Source organism: Janthinobacterium sp. 78, from assembly GCF_003096775.1.
GTDB lineage: Bacteria > Pseudomonadota > Gammaproteobacteria > Burkholderiales > Burkholderiaceae_D > Janthinobacterium > Janthinobacterium tructae.
In genome coordinates this window covers 3,239,191-3,258,974 of sequence record NZ_QENT01000001.1, presented here as the reverse complement: position 1 = coordinate 3,258,974, position 19,784 = coordinate 3,239,191, and the positions used below count along the sequence as shown (strand labels likewise).

Sequence of the window (19,784 nt, the reverse complement as noted above, 5' to 3'; positions counted from 1 at the left end):
ACTTATGTGAGATGGCTATTGTAGCCGCCAAACAGGGGGGCGTTTCAGGCGTGTGCGCCTTGCCTTTCACCCGGTTCGGCCTTATGTTGAAGGCATGCTGACTAACGGAACACGCTCCATGCCCCTGATCGACTCTGCAACACCGCTGTATTCCATCGCCGAACTGCGCGCCATCGAACAAGCGGCCATGCGCGACCTGCCGCAAGGCCTGCTGATGCAGCGCGCGGGCCAGGCCGCCGCCAGTGCCGCCCTGAAGCTGCTGCACGCCCAGGAAGATGGCGGCGACGACGGCCACCGGCGCGTACTGGTGCTGGCCGGCCCCGGCGACAACGGCGGCGATGCGCTGGAAGCGGCCGCGCACCTGGCCGGCAGCGGCACCGAGGTGCTGATATGGCTGGCGCCCGAGGCACAAGCCACCTCGCCCGAGCGCGAACAGGCCCTGAGCCGCGCCCGCAACAGCGCCGCGCGCCTGATGGAAGCGGCAACGTCCACGGCGTCGGCCGCGATGGGCGCCGCGCCCTGGCACCTGGTCATCGACGGTCTGTTCGGCATCGGCGCGTCGCGCCCCTTGGACGGCGAATGCCGCGACATGGCGCAACTGGTCAACAATCTGGCATGCCCCGTGCTGGCACTCGACGTGCCCAGCGGCCTGCACGCGGACACGGGCGCCATCGACGGCGTGGCCATCCGCGCCACACAGACGCTCACCTTCATCGGCGACAAACCGGGCCTGCACACGGCGAATGGCCGCGACTATGCGGGCGAAGTGGAAGTGGCCGCGCTGGCCATCGATCCCTCCCAGCTGCCTGCGGCGAAGGCACAGCTGGGCGGCCTGCACCTGTTCGCCCGCCAGCTGCAGCCACGACGCCAGAACACGCACAAGGGCAGCTATGGCAGCGTGGCCATCATCGGCGGCGCGCACGGCATGGCAGGCGCGCCCATCCTGGCGGCCCGCACGGCCCTGCATGCGGGCGCGGGACGAGTGTATATCGCCTTTCCCGACACGCCGCCCGCGTTTGACAGCGGCCAGCCGGAGCTGATGTGCCGCCGCGCCCAGGACGTGGATTTCTCAGGCCTGCACTTTGCCGCCCTGGTGGCGGGGCCAGGCCTGGGCGACGACGGCGATACGGTGGAGCTGCTGCAGCGCACGTTCGAGAGCGACAGCCCGCTGCTGCTCGACGCCGATGCGCTGAACCTGATGGCGGCCGAGCCGGAACTGCAATCGGCGCTGGCCGTGCGCACGGGCGCGGGCGCGACGATCTTGACGCCACACCCGCTGGAAGCGGCACGCCTGCTCGACATGACGGTGGCCGAGGTGCAAGCCGACCGCCTGGGCGCGGCGCGCCAGCTGGCGGCGCAGCTGGGCGTCATCGTCGTATTGAAAGGGTCGGGCACGGTGATCGCCGCGCAGGATGGCAGCGTGGTGGTCAACAACACGGGCGGCCCCGCGCTGGCGACGGCCGGCACGGGCGACGTGCTGTCCGGCCTGTGCGGCAGCCTGCTGGCGCAGGGCTGGCCCGAATGGGAAGCGGCGCTCGGCGCCGTCTGGCTGCATGGGGCAGCCGCCGATGCGCTGGTGGCGGCAGGCAGCGGCCCCATCGGCCTGACGGCCGGGGAACTGATCCCGGCCATCCGCAAGCTGATCAATGCGTTGTCGGCATAAGCGTATGGCGTGGGTGTGTTGGATTACACTGCGCTAATCCAACCTACACCTCGGAGGTCTGGTAGGTCGGGTAGGTCGGATTAGCGCGCAGCGCGTAATCCGACAAACACCAGCAGCAATCACACCAGCCTGCCCGCCGCAATCGTGATGGTGCGGCCGCAACGGGCCGCAATGGAACTGTCATGCGTGACGAGCACCAGGGTCGAGCCCCGTTCGCGGTTCAGCTCGAACATCAGCTGGATCACGGCCTCGCCCGTGGCGGCGTCCAGGCTGCCCGTCGGCTCGTCGGCGAACAGCAGCGGCGGTTGCGTGACAAAGGCGCGCGCCAGGGCCACGCGCTGCTGCTCGCCGCCGGACAGGTATTTGGGATGGTGCTTCAGGCGGCTACCCAGGTTCACTCTGCCCAGCATGGCTTGCGCCTTTTCCTTTGCGTCCGGGTCGCCGCGCAATTCCAGCGGCAGCATGACGTTTTCCAGCGCCGTCAAGTGCGCCAGCAACTGGAACGACTGGAAGACGAAACCCAGCTTTTCCTTGCGGAAACCGGCGCGGCCGTCTTCGTCGAGGGCGAAGATATCGGTGCCGTCGAGCATGACCTTGCCCTCGCTGGGCGTGTCCAGGCCGGCCAGCAAGCCCAGCAAGGTGGACTTGCCGGAACCGGAGGCGCCGACGATGGCCAACGTCTCGGCCGTTTGCACGGTAAAATCGACTCGATGCAGGATGGTCAGCTCACCATCGGCATCGGGTACGCGCTTGGCCAGCTGGACCACTTCGATGGCCGGCCGGGCATTTTGGCTGTTTTGACTGTTGAGTGCGGCGGGCCGCTGGGCGGCTGCGTCTGATGGGAGAAAACTGGTGGAAGTCGCTTTAGGGAATTCGGGCATGCTGATCTATCTTAAAAAAATTCGTGAACAAATGAGTGTCAAGGACAGCAGCCGCATGCGGCGGCGCACGCTGTCCCTGCTTCCTGCGGCAGCCCTGCTGCTGGTGTCAGGCATGACGAACGCCTATTCTGCACCAAAAACGCTGCTGGTGCTCGGTGATAGTCTCTCGGCCGAATATGGCCTAGCGCGGGGCACGGGCTGGGTGGCGCTGCTGGAACAGCGGCTGGCCGCGCAAAAGAACGACACGCGCATCGTCAACGCCAGCATCAGCGGCGAGACCACCAGCGGCGGCCGCGCGCGCCTGCCCGCCCTGCTGACGAAGCACCAGCCCGACGTCGTGCTGATCGAACTGGGCGCCAACGACGGCTTGCGCGGCTTGCCCGTGGCAGCCGCCGAAGCGAATCTGCGCGCCATGGGTGAGGCCGCCAAAAAATCGGGCGCGCAGGTGGTGCTGGTGGGCATGCGCATGCCACCGAACTATGGCCGCGCCTATGGCGAGCAGTTTTACGGCGTGTACGGCAAGCTGGCGAAGGAATGGAAGGCGCCGCTGGTGCCCTTCATGTTCGAAGGCATCGCCGACCAGCCGCAGCTGTTCCAGGCCGACCGCATGCACCCGAATGCGCAGGCGCATCCGACGATTTTGAAAAATATCTGGCCGCAACTGGCGCCGTTGCTGAAAGCCAAGTAAGCCAGCCAATGTGGCAGACAAAAAAATAGCCGCTCAAAAGCGGCTATTTTTATGGGCTAAAACTAATTACGGTGCTTCTGGCGCTGCGGCGGCCGGGGCGGTGACCGGCTTGACGATCTTCACCTTGGCCTTGGCTTTCAGGTACTCGACGTAATCGAACATTTCCTGTTGTGCCAGGATGCCGCTGATCTGGTCTTTCTCTTGCTGGCGGCGCGCTGCATCCACTTGCGCCGGCTGTTGCACCTTGGCGATGCGGTAGATGCCGTAGCCCAGGGCTGGCAAGTCCACGCCCACATACGCTGGCAGCTTGCTCGTGTCAGCTTTCATGACTTGCGCGATGGCGGCGCGGTTGATGCCGTCGAGCTTGCTGCGCGACACCCATTGTGCGGCGCCGAAACCGGTCGCATCACCGGAAGCCTTCAAGGCGGCCAGCTTGGTTTCGCCGGCTTTCTTCGCCAGCTTTTCCGCTTCTTCCATCGTCACGCGCTGACGGATCATCGCTTCGACTTCAGCCAGCGGACGCTTGCTGGCTGGCTTGAATTCCACTACGCGGCCAGCGATCAGCACGTTCGGTGCAACGGTAACGGCTTCCGTGTTGCGCTTGTCTTTCAGCGAATCGTTCGAGAAGATGGCGGTCAGGAACTTGGCGTTGTTGAACGGCGCCTTGCCCAGTGCTGGCGACGGCGTGCGCGACAGGTTGGCGACGCTTTCCACTTTCAGTTTCAGCTTGTCGGCCACCGGTTTCAGGCTGTCCGATTGGTCATACACAGTCTCGGTAAAGACGGTAGCCATTTCCGAATACTTCTTGGCGGCAAATTGCTTGCGCAAGTCGGCCGTGATTTCGCCACGTACTTCATCGAGTGCCTTGACGTGCTGTGGCTTGAGCGAGGTGACGGTCAGAATGTGGTAGCCGAAATCGGAAGCGACGACATCGCTGATTTCGCCTTGCTTGAGTTTGCTTACCGCGCTCAGCAGTGGTGCCGGCAAGCCATCCTTGCCAATCACGCCCAGGTCGCCGCCCTGTTCGGCGGAGGCCGGGTCTTCCGACTTGGCCTTGGCCACGGCAGCAAAGCTGGCAGGCGTTTTGCGCACGTCAGCCAGGATGGCTTCAGCCTTGGCCTTGGCGGCTGCCTTGTCGGCGGCCGAGGCGTCTTTCTTGACGGCTACGAGGATGTGGCTCGCCTGGCGCGCTTCTGGCGTCGTATAGGCTTTCTGGTTCTTCGCGTAGTAGCCGGTGACGTCGGCTTCGGTGACGTCGACTTGTTCGCCGGCAGCGCTGTCGTCCAGCACGACGTATTCGATTTTGGCTTGTTCCGGAATTTCGAAGAACTTGCTGTTCTTGTCATAGAAAGCCTTGATCATGGCGTCCGTCACTTTGACTTCCGACACGTACTGGGCGATCGGCAGCAGCAGTTCCTGCACTTCACGCTCTTCCGAGGTGATGTCGGACAGGCGCTTGGAGACAGTGCTCGGCGCGAAGGCGGTGCCTTGCACGGCGCCAGCCAGTTGCTGCAGGGCCATATCGCTGCGACGGCGCGCATCGTACATTTGCGGCGTCATGCCTTGCGCGGCCAGCATGGCCTTGTAGCGTTCCAGGTCGAATTTACCGTCCGGCAAGGTCAGGCCTGGGATTTCCAGCACTTCCTTTTGCAGTACGGCATCGCTGATGACCAGGTGGCTGCGGCCCACTTCGGCAGCCACGGCGCGCTCGGCGATCAGGTTGTCGAGGATGCTCTGGCGCGCTTCCGGCGTGTCGAACATTTTCTGGTCGAACTGCTCGCCCATCATCTGGCGGTAGCGGTCGATCTGCTGGCGTTGCGCTTCTTCATATTGCTGCTGCGTAACGACCTGGTCGCCGACCTTGGCGATGGTGTTCGCTTCATCGCCGAAGCTTTGGTAGCCGCTGATACCGACCAGTGCAAAAGACGGGACGATGACCAGCATCAAGAGAAACTGCATCAAGCGTCGATGGGTACGAATAAATTCAAACATGGTCAGCCAATTCGGGATGAGTGGATCACTATAAAAAAAGGCGAACATGCGTTCGCCTTGATTTCTTCGGCGGAATGGACGGGACAGATGTCCACTTCCCCTTTAGATTCAACAACTTGGCGCTGGAACTAAAGCAGGATTCTGACGCCCAAGCCATTATCTCCTGATTCTACAATGCCCATAGCGCTATAGCAAGAGTAAATCAGGGCGCGCGCCCTGCCCTGGCGCCGCGCAGACGGCAAGGCGCCGGGCTCGTGCATTTAACCGGACGCAGCTTAAGGCGGATTTAAACGCAGGTGTTTTTATTCAAAACGGCAGGACGGGATTTTAAAAGCAGGCGCGCCGAGATAATCTGGCGCTGGAAAAGAAAAACCCGCGCTACTTATTCAGCAGCGCGGGCTTCTATATTCTGGCGGAGCGGACGGGACTCGAACCCGCGACCCCCGACGTGACAGGCCGGTATTCTAACCAACTGAACTACCACTCCTTAAGAGCGTATTTTTTTGGCGGAGCGGACGGGACTCGAACCCGCGACCTCCGACGTGACAGGCCGGCATTCTAACCAACTGAACTACCACTCCGAAAAATACACAGTACTACTTTCATTTGCATCCAGGCTTGACGTTCGAAGAACTTCAACCCTGAAATCGCGGCACCCGAAAGCGCCGCCAAATGTTTCCGGTGATTGTCACCTCACCGAAGTCCGTTAGTTTACAGCATCCTTCAAAGCTTTACCAGCTTTAAATTTTGGAACTTTTGCTGCTTCGATCGTGATCGCTTCTTTCGTACGCGGATTGCGGCCGGTACGCTCAGCGCGTTCGCTGACCGAGAAAGTGCCAAAACCAACCAGCGTTACGCTGTCGTTGTTTTTCAAAGTTTCCGTCACGCCGCCGATAACAGCGTCGAGTGCGCGCGCAGCGGCGGCTTTGGAAATGTCAGCTTTTTCAGCAATGTGGTCGATCAATTCAGTCTTGTTCACTAGCATCCCCAATTACAAAGGTATAAAACGATTACCGTATCGTTGCGGCACTTTTGGCACCACAGCTGTCCGGCGAAAAAAATGTGCAGGCGTATTAAACAAGCCACACTGTATATGTGTCAAGCGCTTTGGGGGCGCAATTCACGTTTCAATATAAAACAAGCGCTCTAAAAGCGCTTGTTTGGGGAAAACAGGGGTAAAACGTTAGTGTTTTACCACCTCGCCAGCCGCGTCAGGCTTGGCCGCAGCGGCCGTGACAGCCTCCACTGCAGCGACTTCGACCAAGGGTTCCGGCATGCGCTCGAGGGCGATTTCCAGCACTTTATCGATCCAGCGCACGGGCACGATCTCCAACTTGTTCTTGACGTTGTCCGGAATTTCGGCCAGGTCTTTCACATTCTGCTCTGGAATCAGGACCGTCTTGATGCCGCCGCGATGGGCCGCCAGCAGTTTTTCTTTCAGGCCGCCGATCGGCAACACTTCGCCGCGCAAGGTGATCTCGCCCGTCATCGCCACGTCGGCACGCACGGGGATGCCCGTGTAGACCGATACCATCGCCACCGTCATGGCCGCGCCAGCCGAAGGACCGTCCTTCGGTGTCGCGCCTTCCGGCACGTGGATGTGGATGTCGCTCTTCTCGAACACGTCCGCCTTGATGCCCAAGCGCTGTGCCCGGCTGCGCACCACCGTGCGGGCGGCCTCGATCGACTCTTTCATGACGTCGCCCAAGGTACCGGTGCGGATGATGCCGCCTTTGCCCGGCATCGACACGGCTTCGATGGTCAGCAGATCGCCGCCCACTTCCGTCCATGCCAGACCGACCACCTGGCCTACCTGGTTTTCTTTCTCTGCGACACCGAAATCATAGCGGCGCACACCGAGGAATTTATCCAGGTTCTTCGAGTTGACGATGACTTTCTTGTCGGATTTCTTCAGCAGCAGCATCTTCACTACCTTGCGGCAGATCTTCGACACTTCACGCTCGAGCGAACGCACACCGGCTTCCCGCGTGTAGTAGCGGATGATGTCGCGTAGGGCCGACTCAGCCACCGAGATTTCCTCTTCCTTCAAGCCATTGTTCTTGATCTGCTTCGGCAGCAGATAGCGCTGCGCGATGCTGGTCTTTTCATCTTCCGTGTAACCGGACAGACGGATCACTTCCATGCGGTCAAGCAAGGCTGGCGGAATATTGTACGAGTTCGACGTGGCCACGAACATCACGTCGGACAAGTCGAAATCGACTTCGATGTAATGGTCGGAGAACGTGTGGTTCTGTTCCGGATCGAGCACTTCCAGCAGGGCCGACGAAGGATCGCCACGGAAATCGGCGCCCATCTTGTCGACTTCATCGAGCAGGAACAGAGGATTGCGCACGCCGACTTTCGACAGCGATTGCAGAATCTTGCCCGGCATCGAGCCGATGTAGGTGCGGCGGTGGCCGCGGATCTCGGCTTCGTCGCGCACGCCGCCCAGGGCCATGCGCACGAACTTGCGGTTCGTGGCGCGGGCGATGGACTGGCCCAGCGAGGTCTTGCCGACGCCAGGAGGACCGACGAAGCACAGGATAGGCGCTTTGAGCTTGTCGACGCGCTGTTGCACCGCGAGGTATTCCAGGATGCGTTCCTTGACCTTGTCGAGGCCGTAGTGGTCGCCCTCGAGCACTTTTTCCGCATTCGCCAGGTCGTTATTGACCTTGGATTTCTTTTTCCAAGGCAAGTTGACCAGGGTGTCGATGTAGTTGCGCACGACGGTGGCTTCGGCCGACATCGGCGACATCAGCTTGAGCTTTTTCAGCTCGTTGGTAGCCTTGTCGAGCGCTTCCTTCGGCATTTTGGCCGAAGCGACTTTTTTCTCCAGCTCGTCGAGGTCGGCACCATCTTCGCCCTCGCCCAGCTCTTTCTGAATCGCCTTGACTTGCTCGTTCAGGTAGTACTCGCGCTGCGATTTTTCCATCTGGCGCTTGACGCGACCACGGATGCGTTTTTCCACCTGCAAGATGTCGAGCTCGCCTTCGAGTTGACCCAGCAGGTGTTCGAGGCGCTTGGCCACGCTGAAAATTTCCAGGATGACTTGTTTTTGCTCCAACTTCAGGGGCAAATGCGCAGCCACCGTGTCGGCCAGGCGGCCGGCGTCGTCGATGCCCGACAGGGACGCGAGGATTTCCGGTGGAATCTTTTTGTTCAGTTTGACGTACTGGTCGAACTGCTGCACGATCGCGCGGCGCATGGCTTCGACTTCCGACTCGTCGCCCGGCTCGGACTCGAGCGGCGTCAGGTCGGCGATGAAGTGCGTCGGTGCATCGCTGATGTGGTTGATACGGGCACGCTGCGCGCCTTCGACCAGCACCTTGACGGTGCCATCGGGCAGCTTCAGCATTTGCAGAATATTGGCGACACAGCCAATTTCATAGATATCCGAAGGGGACGGCTCGTCCTTCGCGGCTGCCTTTTGAGCGGCAAGCATGATGCTCTTGCCGTTCTCCATCGCAGCTTCCAGCGCCTTGATCGACTTTGGACGGCCAACGAACAGCGGTATCACCATATGCGGGAAAACGACGACATCCCGCAACGGCAATAACGGCAGTTGAGTTTGCTCAGTTAATTTGGAAGTTGTCATGGCGTACCTTATAGAAAGCGTGTTTACGATGTTGGCGCTCGCTGCCAAAACACAAGACCGGCGAGAATAAATAATTCTGTGAAACAAACATAGAGTCTATTTCGCAAAACACACCCGCATGACTGTAACAAATGCAGTTTTCACAGTAAAAAAGCCACACGCAGCTAAGCGCCGCGAGTGGCTTTACGATTGAAGCCTGCACTCATTGATTTAAATTGTACTGCCATGCATTAAGGAATCAAAACCCTTTTTATGCATTTGTCTCGGCAGTAATCAATTTTCTCCGGAGGCCTTGGCAGTCTCTTGATAAATCAACAAAGGTTTGGCGCCACTGGTGATGGTATTTTCGTCGATGACGACCTTCACCACATTTTGTTCGCTCGGCAGTTCGTACATGACGTCCAGCAAAGCATGTTCCAGGATGGAACGCAGGCCACGGGCACCGGTCTTGCGCGCCAGCGCCTTCTTGGCGATCGCATGCAGGGCGGCCGGACGAATCTCCAGTTCCGCGCCTTCCATCTCGAGCAGCTTCGAATACTGCTTGATCAGCGCATTCTTTGGCTCGACCAGGATCTGGATCAGCGCCTCTTCCGTCAATTCCGCCAGGGTGGCGATGACGGGCAGACGGCCCACCAGTTCCGGGATCAGGCCGAACTTGACCAGATCTTCCGGTTCCGCTTGCAACATCAGTTCGCTGGCCGAGCTTTGCGACTTGCTGCGCACCGTGGCCGAGAAGCCGATGCCGCTCTTTTCGGAACGGTTGGCGATCACTTTCGACAGGCCGTCAAAGGCGCCGCCGCAGATGAACATGATGTTGGTCGTGTCGATCTGCACGAAATCCTGGTTCGGATGCTTGCGGCCGCCTTGTGGCGGCACGGAAGCCATCGTGCCTTCGATGAGTTTCAACAAGGCTTGCTGCACGCCCTCGCCCGACACGTCGCGCGTGATGGACGGATTGTCGGACTTGCGCGAAATCTTGTCGATTTCATCGATGTAGACGATGCCGCGCTGGGCTTTCTCGACGTCATAGTTGCAGCTTTGCAGCAGCTTCTGAATGATGTTTTCCACGTCTTCACCCACGTAACCGGCTTCGGTCAGGGTGGTGGCGTCGGCGATCACGAACGGCACGTTGAGCATGCGCGCCAGGGTCTGTGCCAGCAGGGTCTTGCCCGAGCCGGTAGGACCGACCAGCAAGATGTTGCTCTTGGCCAGTTCGATGTCGTCTTTCTTGCCCAGGTGCTTGAGGCGCTTGTAATGGTTGTACACCGCCACCGACAGGATGCGCTTGGCAGTCTGCTGGCCGATCACGTACTGATCGAGCAAGGCGGCAATTTCTTGCGGCGTCGGCAGGTCGGATTTGGTACCGGTCACCGTCTCGATGCTCGACGTTTCATCACGGATGATGTCGTTGCACAGGTCGATGCACTCGTCGCAAATGAACACGGACGGGCCGGCGATGAGTTTCTTCACCTCGTGCTGGCTTTTGCCGCAGAACGAGCAATACAGTAATTTTTCGCCGCTAGAGGATTTTTTGTCTGACATAAGGCATTTTGGTTGGAACTGCATTAACAATATTGCAAAATCGCAAGCCGGAGTGCGGTAGTTGCCCGCAAAGGCAGCCACCCATGGCGCAAGTCAACAACCTGCACAAGCTCCATGCTACCCGAAATAAAAGCGAAACGCCCGAACGTTTGATCGCCCGGGCGTTAACTTACGTACTTAGCAATACCGGTAGGGGCTCATCAAGCGCGGCTGGTCAACACTTTGTCGATCAAACCATACTCAACGGCCTCGTCGGCGGACATGAAACGGTCGCGGTCGGTGTCCTTGGCGATCTGTTCGATCGACTGGCCCGTGCGCTCGGCCATGATGCCGTTCAAGCGGGTGCGCAGGTAAAGGATTTCCCTTGCCTGGATCTCGATGTCGGACGCCATGCCTTGCGAACCACCGGACGGCTGGTGAATCATGATGCGCGAGTTCGGCAGCGAGAAACGCTTGCCCTTGGCGCCAGCGGCCAGCAGGAAAGCGCCCATCGAAGCGGCCATGCCCGTGCACAGGGTCGAGACGTCCGGCTTGATGAACTGCATGGTGTCGTAAATGGCCATGCCGGCCGAGACCGAACCACCTGGCGAGTTGATGTAGAGCGAGATTTCCTTTTCCGGATTTTCGCTTTCCAGGAACAGCAGCTGGGCGACAACCAGGTTGGCCATCTGATCATTGACCGGGCCGACCATGAAAATCAAGCGCTCCTTCAGCAGGCGCGAGTAAATATCATACGAGCGCTCGCCGCGACCGCTTTGTTCCACCACCATCGGCACCAGGCCGAGCATCTCTGTGTCCAGCGCCGGATTACGGTTCATACCTGTCATTTCATTTCCTTGTGAAGCAGTTAGAGGGTGCTACCAACACCTTGGAACACCAAACAAAACCTACTGCGCGTCGCGATTTGCGGCCTCCGATGCTCACTGTGCATTCGCACAGCTCCGCTTCTCAGCCACAACTCCCATCCGCTCGCTACGGTTTTTGTTTGGTGTCAAAGGCAATAATGGCATCCGGATACCAACTGGTTTACGCTTGTGCGTTGCTTCCCATCAGTTCGTCGAAAGCAACTGCTTTCGTCGTGACTTTCGACAGGCCCAACACGTAAGTGACGACGTTTTCTTCCAATACAAGGGCTTCGATCTCACCCAGACGACGACGGTCGCTGTAGTAGTACTTCAGCACTTCGCGTGGATCTTCGTAGCTTTGGGCGAAATCTTCGATTTGCGCCTTGACTTGCTCAGGCGTCGCCTGCAGGTTGTTGTCGCCTACCAGTTGCGACAGGATCAGGCCCAGGCGTACGCGACGCTCGGCTTTTTCTGCGAACAGCTCTGCTGGGAAAGGCACGTCCTTGACGTTCATGCCGCGCTGCGCCATGTCTTGACGGGTCATTTCGGCCAGGCGCTCGGAATCTTGAGCGATCAGCGTTTTGGGCACGTCCAGCTCAGCAACTTTGATCAGCGCGTCCATGACGGCTTCCTTGTTGCGTGCTTTTACGCGGCCAGCGACTTCACGCTGCAGGTTGACTTTGATGTCTTCGCGCATTTTGGCCAGGTCGCCATCGGCAACGCCCAAGGACTTTGCGAATTCGGCATCGACTTCCGGCAGGTGCGCCCATTCCAGCTTTTGCAGGGTGATGGTGAACGAGGCGGTTTTGCCGGCCACGTCCTTGCCATGGTAGTCCTCAGGGAACGACAATGGGAAAGTCTTGGACTCGCCCACTTTCAGGCCCAGGGTCGCGGCTTCGAATTCTGGCAGCATGCGGCCTTCGCCCAGCACGAAAGCGTAGCCTTCAGCTTTGCCGCCTGGGAATTCAACGCCGTCGATCGAGCCGACGAAGTCGACGGTCACGCGGTCGCCGTTGGCAGCGATCGGCTCACCGCCGTCGCCGTGTTCGCCAGCTTCGCCCTTGGTGTGGAAGTGCACGCGCTGCTTGCGCAGGATATCGATGGTCTTGTCGATTTCGGCTTCCGACACTTCGGCTTGCACGGTTTCGATTTCAACGGCCGTCAGGTCGCCGATGGCGACTTCCGGATACACTTCGAAGGTTGCATCGAAAGCCAGCTGGCCTTCGGCTGCTTCTTCTTTCGGCACGATGTTCGGGAAACCGGCCACGCGCAGATTGTTTTCGTTGGCGGCGTCGTTGAACGCGCGGCCGACTTTATCGTTCAGCACTTCGGATTCAATTTGGTAGCCGTATTGTGCTGCGACCATTTTCAACGGCACTTTGCCCGGACGGAAGCCCGGTGCCTTAGCCGTACGGGCTTGCACTTTCAGGCGCTTCTCAACTTCCGTGCGGACGTCCGTCAGCGGGAAGGAGATCGTGATACGACGTTCGAGTTTGCCCAAGGTTTCGACTGCAGTTGCCATGTAAAAAATCGTCCAAAAAATAAACACTGTTGGTGCGAGAAAAGAAGACCCGACCCCTTGCGCCATCACTGGCGGCAAGACATGGGTCCAGCTTCACTCGCTCGCATATTCATCTGTAAAAGTACTGAAAACAGGACGATGGACCTGGTCTACCCGGCTGAGGGAAAAACCCGCACCAGGCACCAAACAATCCGCCGCTTCCAGTACTGCGACAGGGCTCCGAGCGTCCAGCCTTGCTTCCAAGTAAATGCAAGGCCGGCCATCATTCGGTAAAGCGTGGCATTATAACAAAGGACTTCGGGAAAGTGGCTGGCTTTGCAGCCCGGCCACAGAGGATGCCAGCGGCGGCGAATGAATCGCCACAGCCTGGGTTGCCCTGTCTTTACTCTTGCCCCGGCTTTTCTTACTTCGCCAGAGACAGGCTTTCCAGCCTGCTTCGTTCATTAGTATATGCGAACTGTCGCTCCGTCCGAAACAAAGAAATGCGCTCTTGACGAAGATTTCAGTCAAAAAACCTTTGATTTACCTCAATTTGGCCATTTTTCAGGCAAACCTAAGCCGCCGCTCCGCACTCCAAGTGAATTTAGTGGAGAAAATATCATGAGCGATAGCGCACCCGGCGGTTCCAGCAACGCCAAAGCCAAGCTGCAAATGGTTCTCAGCCGCCTGCTCGACGGCGTAAGCGATGACGACCTGCAAAAAATCCAGACGGAAGTCGATGAAATGGAATTGCGCATGCAGGGAGACGGCCATCACGACCACGACCACCCCACCGCCGCCTGATCCGGCAGTGGCTGCGCTTGCCGTGCGTGCCGCAGCACCGGATGCGGACGTGCTGACCGCCGTGGAAACGGCGCTGGCCAGCCACCGCGCCTTTGGCGACAGCAACTATATCCGCGACCAGCTGGCCGTCGCCTACCGGCGGCGCCTGCACAAGCTCGGTGGCGCCCTGCCCGAGGCGGACAGCCTGGCCACGCTGCTCGATGCGGCGCCACCCGTGCGCCGGCGCCAGTTGCTGGGCGACACGGTGCTGCGCTGCGCCGTGCAACACGCCATGCGCCAGTTGCATCTGGGCGACGAGTACGGATTGCCTTTGCCGCAATGCGCGGCGCTGTTCCAGGAGGCCCACGCGCATCTGCAGGCGGGCTTTCCCGGCGGCCCGCTGGTGGCCCATTTGCCGCCCATGGCGCGCCTGCACGAAGAGGGTAGCGGTAGCCCGCAAAACGAAGACACCTATCTATGGCATGCCTGGCAGCAAGGCACGCCGTATGCGCGCGCCTTCCTTGCCGTGATGGAAGATAACTACGGCGCGCCGCTGTCCACGCCCACGCCGCAGGAACGGGTCCTGCTGCACCGCGGCCTGCGGCTACTGGAAACCCTGCTGCCCCGCCTGACGGCCAGCGCGCTCTCTCATGTGCAATTGATCGCCTTGTTTCCCAAGCTGGGCACGTGGCGCGGCAAGGCCTCCAGCTCGCAATTTCGCGTCAATGGCAGCGTGTTCCTGAACCAGGAACTGATCGGCAACCCCTGGTGGCTGGCCGAACACTTGCTGCACGAATCCCTGCACCAGAAACTGTACGACTTCCGCCACGGCCATAGCCTGCTGGCGCCCGATTATGCGCGCGAGGATGGCGCCAAGGTCTGTTCGCTGTGGAATGCGCCCGATGATGACGGCAATCACTATTGGGATGCCCACCGCGCCCTGGCTGCCTTTCATGTGTATGTCCACCTGGCCTTGCTGTGCCTGCAGGCCGAGCGACAGGAAGCGGCGCTAGCGCCACAGTACGGCCCCATCGGCCAGCACATGAGCGGCAGCCGGCGCGCCATCGACCGCGCCCGCTACCTGGGCGAGCAATTGCAAAGCACTACCTGGCCGGAGCTGGGACTGGCGGGGCGGCACATGACGCACTGGCTGCTGGATGTGCTCGACGCGCTCGACACGCAACGGCGTCCCAGCGGCGCTACCCTGCATCTGCTGCTCGACCTGTACGAGCGCCAGAGCCGCAAGCTCGATACTTATCTGGCGCAACAGCCGCCGCCCCGAAGCGACACGTTGGGCCTGCAGGCGCAGCAAGAGCTGGCGATGACGGAGCAGGCGCTGCACCTGCTGAACAGGCAACTACCAACGTCCACGTGGTCGCAAGAGCAACACTGGCCGCAGGCGCGGCAACACGTGTTGCAGGCACTTTGGCCGCTGACTGAAGATGATAAATTGATGGAAAGAAGGGGCTACCCGCATGCGCAGACGCTGATTACGCAGATGGTGCAACTATCGAGCCGGCAACTGGCCGCGCTCGGCGCACTCGGTTGATGACTGCCTTGGAGCATATCTTGATGGTGCTGCACTTCCGGGCTGGAACAACCCGGATTGGTGCGGATGGGGAGACTCGAACTCCCAAGCCGAAGCACTGGCTTCTAAGACCAGCGTGTCTACCAATTCCACCACATCCGCATTTTGTACTACTTGGTACTACTTGCTTCCCTGATTTTAACAACTCGGGAACGATCTGGCTACCGTGGACTGATAGTGCAAGCCCTCGGCAAAGCAAAGGCGGCATTCTACTGGATTTCCCAGAGGAATGCCGCCTTTTTTTGCTGCGCCTCAGAGAGCGCCACCGGTCAGTGTGGCGGCATCTTTACCCCAAAAGCAAGCACTGGGGTCGTACCCTGAGGGTACGACCCCGGCATTTTCGCCGTTTGGGTGAATTACACAGCTGGCGTACTCGCTTCTCTTGCCGACGGCTCCGGCTTCTTGACCCGGAACCAGGCCGCATACAGAGCCGGCAGGAACAGTAAAGTCAAGGCCGTCGCCAGGATCAGGCCGCCCATGATGGCCACCGCCATCGGGCCCCAGAAGACGGAGCGCGACAAGGGAATCATGGCCAGCGCGGCGGCGGCGGCCGTCAGTACGATGGGGCGGCAGCGGCGCACGGCCGAGTCGATGATGGCATCCCAAGGCGCCGAGCCATCGTTGATGTCTTGCTCGATTTGGTCGACCAGGATCACCGAATTGCGGATGATCATGCCGAACAGCGCGATGATGCCCAGGTTGGCCACAAAACCAAGTGGCCGGCCCAGCGCCAGCAAGGCAAAGGCAGCGCCCGCCACGCCCAGCGGCCCCGTCAGAAACACCAGCAAGGAACGCGAAAAACTGTGCAACTGCAGCATCAGCAAGGTGAAGATGATGAAGATGGCCAGCGGCAGATTGGTCGCAATCGACGCTTCCGCCTCGCCGCTGTCGGCCGCCACGCCTTTCACGGTGATGCGGTAGCCGTCCGGCATCTTGGCCCGCAAAGCGTCGAGCTGCGGCGCCAGCTGCGTCGAGACTGTCGCGCCCTGGATGCCGTCGACCACGTCCGACTGCACGGTAATGGCCCATTCGCGCTTGTCGCGCCAGACCACGCCCGGCTCCCACACGAAATGCACGCGGGCCAGCTGCGAGATGGGCACGGACTTGCCTGTTGCCGTCGGAATATTCGTGTCATTCAGCACGGAAATCGTCGCCCGCTCGGCCAAAGGCTGGCGCACCTGGATATCGATCAGCTTGTTGTCTTCGCGGAACTGCCCGATGACGGTGCCCGAGAGTATCGTATTGGCCGCCTGCATCACGGTTTTCGAGGTGACGCCCAGCGCGCGCATCTTGTCCTGGTCCAGGTCCAGGCGCAGCACTTTCACCGATTCATTCCAGTTGTCATTGACGCCCAGAGTGTTCGGATTGGCGCGCATGATGTCCTTGACCTGGTCGGCGATGGCGCGCACACCCGCCACTTCCGGCCCCGTGACACGGAATTGCACGGGATACGGCACCGGTGGTCCGTTCGGCAACAGCTTTACCCTGCCCCGCACTTCCGGGAAATCCTTCTTGAAGACATCGATGATCTTCTGGCGCAGCTGCTCGCGATCCGCCAGGCTCTTCGGCAGGATCACCACTTGCGACACATTGGTCTGCGGGAAGATCTGGTCCAGCGGCAGGTAGAAACGGGGGCTGCCCGTGCCCACATAGCTGGTGACGCTGTCCACGCCGTCGAGTTTGCCCACAAATGCTTCGAATTTCTTCACTTGCTTTTCATTCGCGGCAAAGGTCGTGCCTTCGGGCGACCACAGTTCCACCATCAGTTCAGGACGGCTGGAATCGGGGAAGAATTGCTTTTCGATAAAACTGAAACCATAGATGCCCAGCGCAAAGATGGCCAGGGTGGCCGCTATCGTCGTCTTGCGCCATTCCACGCACCAGGTGACGGCGCGGCGGAAGCGGCGGAAATTCGGCGTATCGAACAATTCATGGTCGTTATGCGCGTGCGGTTTCACTTTCAGCAAGACGTAGCCGATGTAGGGCGTGAAGACGACGGCCACCACCCAGGAAATGATCAGGGCCAGCGCATTCACGGAGAACAGGGAGAACGTGTATTCGCCGGCGGCCGACTTGGCCAGGCCGATCGGCAAAAAGCCCGCCACCGTAATCAATGTCCCCGTCAGCATGGGCATGGCCGTCGAGGTGTAGGCGAACGTGGCCGCGTCGAAACGCGACATGCCCTCTTCCATCTTGCGCACCATCATTTCGACGGCAATGATGGCGTCATCGACCAGCAAGCCCAGCGCGATGATCAGGGCGCCCAGCGAGATCTTGTGCAAGTCGATGTCGAGCAGGCGCATGAACAGAAAGGTGACGGCCAGCACCAGGGGGATGGTCAGCGCCACCACCAGGCCCGGGCGCACGTCGATGCGCAGCGGTTTTGTATGCAAACCCAGCGCGACAAAGCTGACGGCCAGCACGATCAGAATGGCTTCGACCAGGGTATGCACGAACTCGCCCACCGAAGCGGACACGGCTTCCGGCTGGTTCGACACGCGCTGCAGCTCTATGCCGACCGGCAACTCGCTCTTCATGCGCGTCACCGTCGCTTGCAAGGCCTTGCCCATGTCGATGATGTTGCCGCCCTTTTCCATCGACACGCCCAGGCCGATCACTTCCTTGCCATTGAAACGCATCTTGTCCTTCGGTGGATCGACGAATTCGCGTTTCACGGTGGCAAAGTCGCCGAGGCGGAAGGTGGTGCCGTTGGCGCGCAGCTCCAGGTTTTCCAGGTCCTTGACGGTCAGCATGGCGCCCGTCACGCGCACTTGCAGATTATCCGTCGGCGTCACCAGCACGCCCGTGGCATTGATGCTGTTTTGCGCGGACAATTGCTGCACGATGGCGTCAAAAGGAATGCCCAATTGAGCAAATTTCTTGTGCGAAAAGATGATATTGATCTTTTCATCCTGCACGCCGAACAGTTCCACCTTCGATACCTGCCCCACGGCCAGCAGTTCCTGGCGCACCTTGTCCGCGTAATCCTTCATTTCCGCGTAGGTAAAACCGTCGCCGGACAGGGCAAAGATGGAGCCATACGTGTCGCCGAACTCGTCATTGAAGAACGGGCCCACGACGCCGGCCGGCAAGGTACCCTGGATGTCGCCGATCTTCTTGCGCACCTGATACCAGGCGGCCGCCGTTTCCTTGGGCGGCGCCGATTCGCGCAACTCCAGCAAGATCAAGGTTTCGCCGGGCTTCGAATAGCTGGTGATCTCGTCGATATACGGCGTTTCCTGCAGTTTCTTTTCCAGCTTGTCCGTTACCTGCTCGGCCATCTGCAGCGCCGTGGCACCGGGCCAGTACGCTTGCAAGACCATGGCGCGGAAGGTAAACGGGGGATCTTCATCCTGGCCCAGGCTGGCATAGCTGAGCATGCCGCCGATCAGCAGCACGGCCATCAGGTAGCGCGTCAGCGGGATGTGTTCGAGGGCCCAGCGCGACAGATTGAAGCCGCCCTTCATTTGGCCGCACCCACGCTGACGGGGGCCGCGGCCACATCAGGCTTGCTGGCCAGTTCGGCGCCCAGAATCGAGACTTTCTGCCCGGGCTTGAGCAGGTTGACGCCGGCCGTGACCACCGTCTGGCCCGCTTTCACGCCCGAGGTCAGCAGCAATTCATTGCCCGCCACGCCACCCACCGTCACCGGCACCAGCTTCACGGCGCCGTTTTCCACCACCCAGACGGAGCTTTGCGACTTTTCATTGAACAGCGCCGTCAGCGGCACCTTGATCTGCGGCGTGGCCGTCTGCGAAGCGAACTGCACCACGGCCGTCATGCCCAGGCGCGCTTGCGGCGCGTCCGGGATGCTGACCTTGGCCAGATAGGTGCGCGTGGCGGCATCGGCCACGGGCGACACGACACGTATCTTGCCGGGCAAGCCTTGCTTCGGGTCGGCCCACAGGCGCACCACCACATCCTTGACGCCGCGCAAGGTGTCAACCTTGTCTTCGGGAATGCCGATCACGACTTCCTTCTCGCCGCTCTTGGCCACTTGCACCACGGGAGCACCGGGCGCCACCACCTGCCCCACTTCGGCCTCGATGCGCGTGACGACGCCATCGACGTCGGCCAGCAAGCTGGCATAGCCGGACTGGTTGGCCTGGCCACGATACAGGGCTTGCGCCGCTTCCACGTTCGCCTGCGCCGCCTTGTAGGTGGCATTTTTGCCATCGAGCACGGCCTGGCTGACGAAATTTTTCTCGCGCAAATCCTGGTAGCGCTTCAATTCCGCGCGAGCCAGGTCGCGGCTCGTTTCCGCGCTGACCAGCGACGCCTTGGCCTGGGCCTGCGACAGCTGCAAGTCGACGGGATCGAGCTGCATCAGCACTTGCCCCTTTTTCACGCTGGCGCCCACCTCGACCTGGCGCGCGACGATCTTGCCGCCCACGCGGAAACCCAGCTGCGACACCACGCGGGGCACGACCTCGCCCGCCAGTTCGGCACTCACATCAACATTACTGCTAGACAACACGATCGCGCGCACGGGGCGCACGTCTTCCACTTTGACGGCGGGCTTGGAACAGGCCGCCAGGGTCAGCGCCAGGGCGGCGGCGGCGATCAGCCGCAGGGCGGGCAGCGCGGGTGCACCGGTCTCGCGGCGCAGGGTTTTCAGGGCAAACAAGGTATTTTCCTTTACTATGCGGGCTGTAATATTTTTATGCGGAGAAACTTTTTGCTTGCCGATGGGGATAAGCCAAATT

The 19,784-nt window shown here is 60.3% G+C and carries 13 protein-coding genes and 3 tRNA genes; 4 read left to right on the top strand and 12 right to left on the bottom strand.

All coding sequences use genetic code 11. The features are described 5' to 3' along the window. The first annotated feature begins 118 nt into the window (after positions 1–118). The gene (locus C8C92_RS14330; protein WP_116744315.1) at positions 119–1,663 is read left to right on the top strand and encodes an NAD(P)H-hydrate dehydratase; all 1,545 of its coding nucleotides are present in this window, start codon (positions 119–121) and stop codon (positions 1,661–1,663) included. Between the two features lie 119 nt (positions 1,664–1,782). Here the strand turns inward: C8C92_RS14330 and C8C92_RS14325 are convergent, their stop codons facing one another. Then, positions 1,783–2,430: an ABC transporter ATP-binding protein gene (locus C8C92_RS14325; RefSeq protein ID WP_207781084.1), complete on the bottom strand. Its 648-nt coding sequence runs from the start codon at positions 2,428–2,430 to the stop codon at positions 1,783–1,785. Between the two features lie 169 nt (positions 2,431–2,599). On the opposite strand from C8C92_RS14325, the gene C8C92_RS14320 reads away from it, so the two are divergent. Next, positions 2,600–3,232, top strand: coding sequence for an arylesterase (locus tag C8C92_RS14320; RefSeq protein ID WP_165829594.1), 633 nt, complete (start codon positions 2,600–2,602; stop codon positions 3,230–3,232). A 66-nt stretch (positions 3,233–3,298) separates the two neighbouring features. On the opposite strand, the gene C8C92_RS14315 is transcribed toward C8C92_RS14320, so the two are convergent. The 8 genes from C8C92_RS14315 to tig form a co-directional block, all read right to left on the bottom strand. Beyond that, on the bottom strand, positions 3,299–5,224 hold the full coding sequence (locus tag C8C92_RS14315) for a SurA N-terminal domain-containing protein (protein ID WP_165829443.1): 1,926 nt from the start codon (positions 5,222–5,224) through the stop codon (positions 3,299–3,301). 410 nt (positions 5,225–5,634) lie between these two features. After that, positions 5,635–5,711: transfer RNA gene (locus C8C92_RS14310), tRNA-Asp, on the bottom strand. A gap of 17 nt (positions 5,712–5,728) precedes the next feature. Next, positions 5,729–5,805 (bottom strand) — tRNA-Asp (locus C8C92_RS14305). A gap of 125 nt (positions 5,806–5,930) precedes the next feature. Then, positions 5,931–6,203, bottom strand: a complete 273-nt coding sequence (locus C8C92_RS14300; RefSeq protein WP_010398442.1) for an HU family DNA-binding protein — start codon at positions 6,201–6,203, stop codon at positions 5,931–5,933. Between the two features lie 204 nt (positions 6,204–6,407). Beyond that, positions 6,408–8,819, bottom strand: a complete 2,412-nt coding sequence (lon, locus tag C8C92_RS14295) for an endopeptidase La (protein ID WP_116744313.1) — start codon at positions 8,817–8,819, stop codon at positions 6,408–6,410. A gap of 273 nt (positions 8,820–9,092) precedes the next feature. Further along, positions 9,093–10,361: an ATP-dependent Clp protease ATP-binding subunit ClpX gene (clpX, locus tag C8C92_RS14290; protein ID WP_010398446.1), complete on the bottom strand. Its 1,269-nt coding sequence runs from the start codon at positions 10,359–10,361 to the stop codon at positions 9,093–9,095. Positions 10,362–10,561: 200 nt separating this feature from the next. Next, on the bottom strand, positions 10,562–11,188 hold the full coding sequence (clpP, locus tag C8C92_RS14285) for an ATP-dependent Clp endopeptidase proteolytic subunit ClpP (protein WP_071077480.1): 627 nt from the start codon (positions 11,186–11,188) through the stop codon (positions 10,562–10,564). A 199-nt stretch (positions 11,189–11,387) separates the two neighbouring features. Continuing rightward, a complete protein-coding gene (tig, locus tag C8C92_RS14280) occupies positions 11,388–12,728 on the bottom strand; it encodes a trigger factor (RefSeq protein WP_099764600.1) in 1,341 nt (446 codons plus the stop codon). A gap of 600 nt (positions 12,729–13,328) precedes the next feature. Here tig and C8C92_RS14275 point away from each other — a divergent pair. Beyond that, entirely contained in the window at positions 13,329–13,511 is a 183-nt protein-coding gene (locus C8C92_RS14275) for a hypothetical protein (RefSeq protein ID WP_099763919.1), read from the top strand. 7 nt (positions 13,512–13,518) lie between these two features. Next, positions 13,519–15,039 (top strand): hypothetical protein, encoded by a 1,521-nt coding sequence (locus C8C92_RS14270; RefSeq protein ID WP_116744312.1) that lies wholly within the window; start codon positions 13,519–13,521, stop codon positions 15,037–15,039. Positions 15,040–15,097: 58 nt separating this feature from the next. Here the strand turns inward: C8C92_RS14270 and C8C92_RS14265 are convergent. From C8C92_RS14265 to C8C92_RS14255, 3 genes are all read right to left on the bottom strand, one after another. Next, a tRNA-Leu gene (locus tag C8C92_RS14265) sits at positions 15,098–15,180 on the bottom strand. 254 nt (positions 15,181–15,434) lie between these two features. After that, a complete protein-coding gene (locus tag C8C92_RS14260; RefSeq protein ID WP_116744311.1) occupies positions 15,435–18,545 on the bottom strand; it encodes an efflux RND transporter permease subunit in 3,111 nt (1,036 codons plus the stop codon). Continuing rightward, a complete protein-coding gene (locus C8C92_RS14255; RefSeq protein WP_116744310.1) occupies positions 18,542–19,705 on the bottom strand; it encodes an efflux RND transporter periplasmic adaptor subunit in 1,164 nt (387 codons plus the stop codon). Before C8C92_RS14255 ends, C8C92_RS14260 begins: the two co-directional genes overlap by 4 nt. Positions 19,706–19,784 lie beyond the last annotated feature (79 nt).

What these genes read in the sequence shown, in the direction of transcription:
- C8C92_RS14330 (WP_116744315.1), top strand. Translation starts at nt 119, where the DNA reads ATGCCCCTGATCGACTCTGCAACACCGCTGTATTCCATCGCCGAACTG.
- C8C92_RS14320 (WP_165829594.1), top strand. Translation starts at nt 2,600, where the DNA reads ATGCGGCGGCGCACGCTGTCCCTGCTTCCTGCGGCAGCCCTGCTGCTG.
- C8C92_RS14315 (WP_165829443.1), bottom strand. Translation starts at nt 5,224, where the DNA reads ATGTTTGAATTTATTCGTACCCATCGACGCTTGATGCAGTTTCTCTTG.
- lon (WP_116744313.1), bottom strand. Translation starts at nt 8,819, where the DNA reads ATGACAACTTCCAAATTAACTGAGCAAACTCAACTGCCGTTATTGCCG.
- clpX (WP_010398446.1), bottom strand. Translation starts at nt 10,361, where the DNA reads ATGTCAGACAAAAAATCCTCTAGCGGCGAAAAATTACTGTATTGCTCG.
- clpP (WP_071077480.1), bottom strand. Translation starts at nt 11,188, where the DNA reads ATGACAGGTATGAACCGTAATCCGGCGCTGGACACAGAGATGCTCGGC.
- tig (WP_099764600.1), bottom strand. Translation starts at nt 12,728, where the DNA reads ATGGCAACTGCAGTCGAAACCTTGGGCAAACTCGAACGTCGTATCACG.
- C8C92_RS14275 (WP_099763919.1), top strand. Translation starts at nt 13,329, where the DNA reads ATGAGCGATAGCGCACCCGGCGGTTCCAGCAACGCCAAAGCCAAGCTG.
- C8C92_RS14260 (WP_116744311.1), bottom strand. Translation starts at nt 18,545, where the DNA reads ATGAAGGGCGGCTTCAATCTGTCGCGCTGGGCCCTCGAACACATCCCG.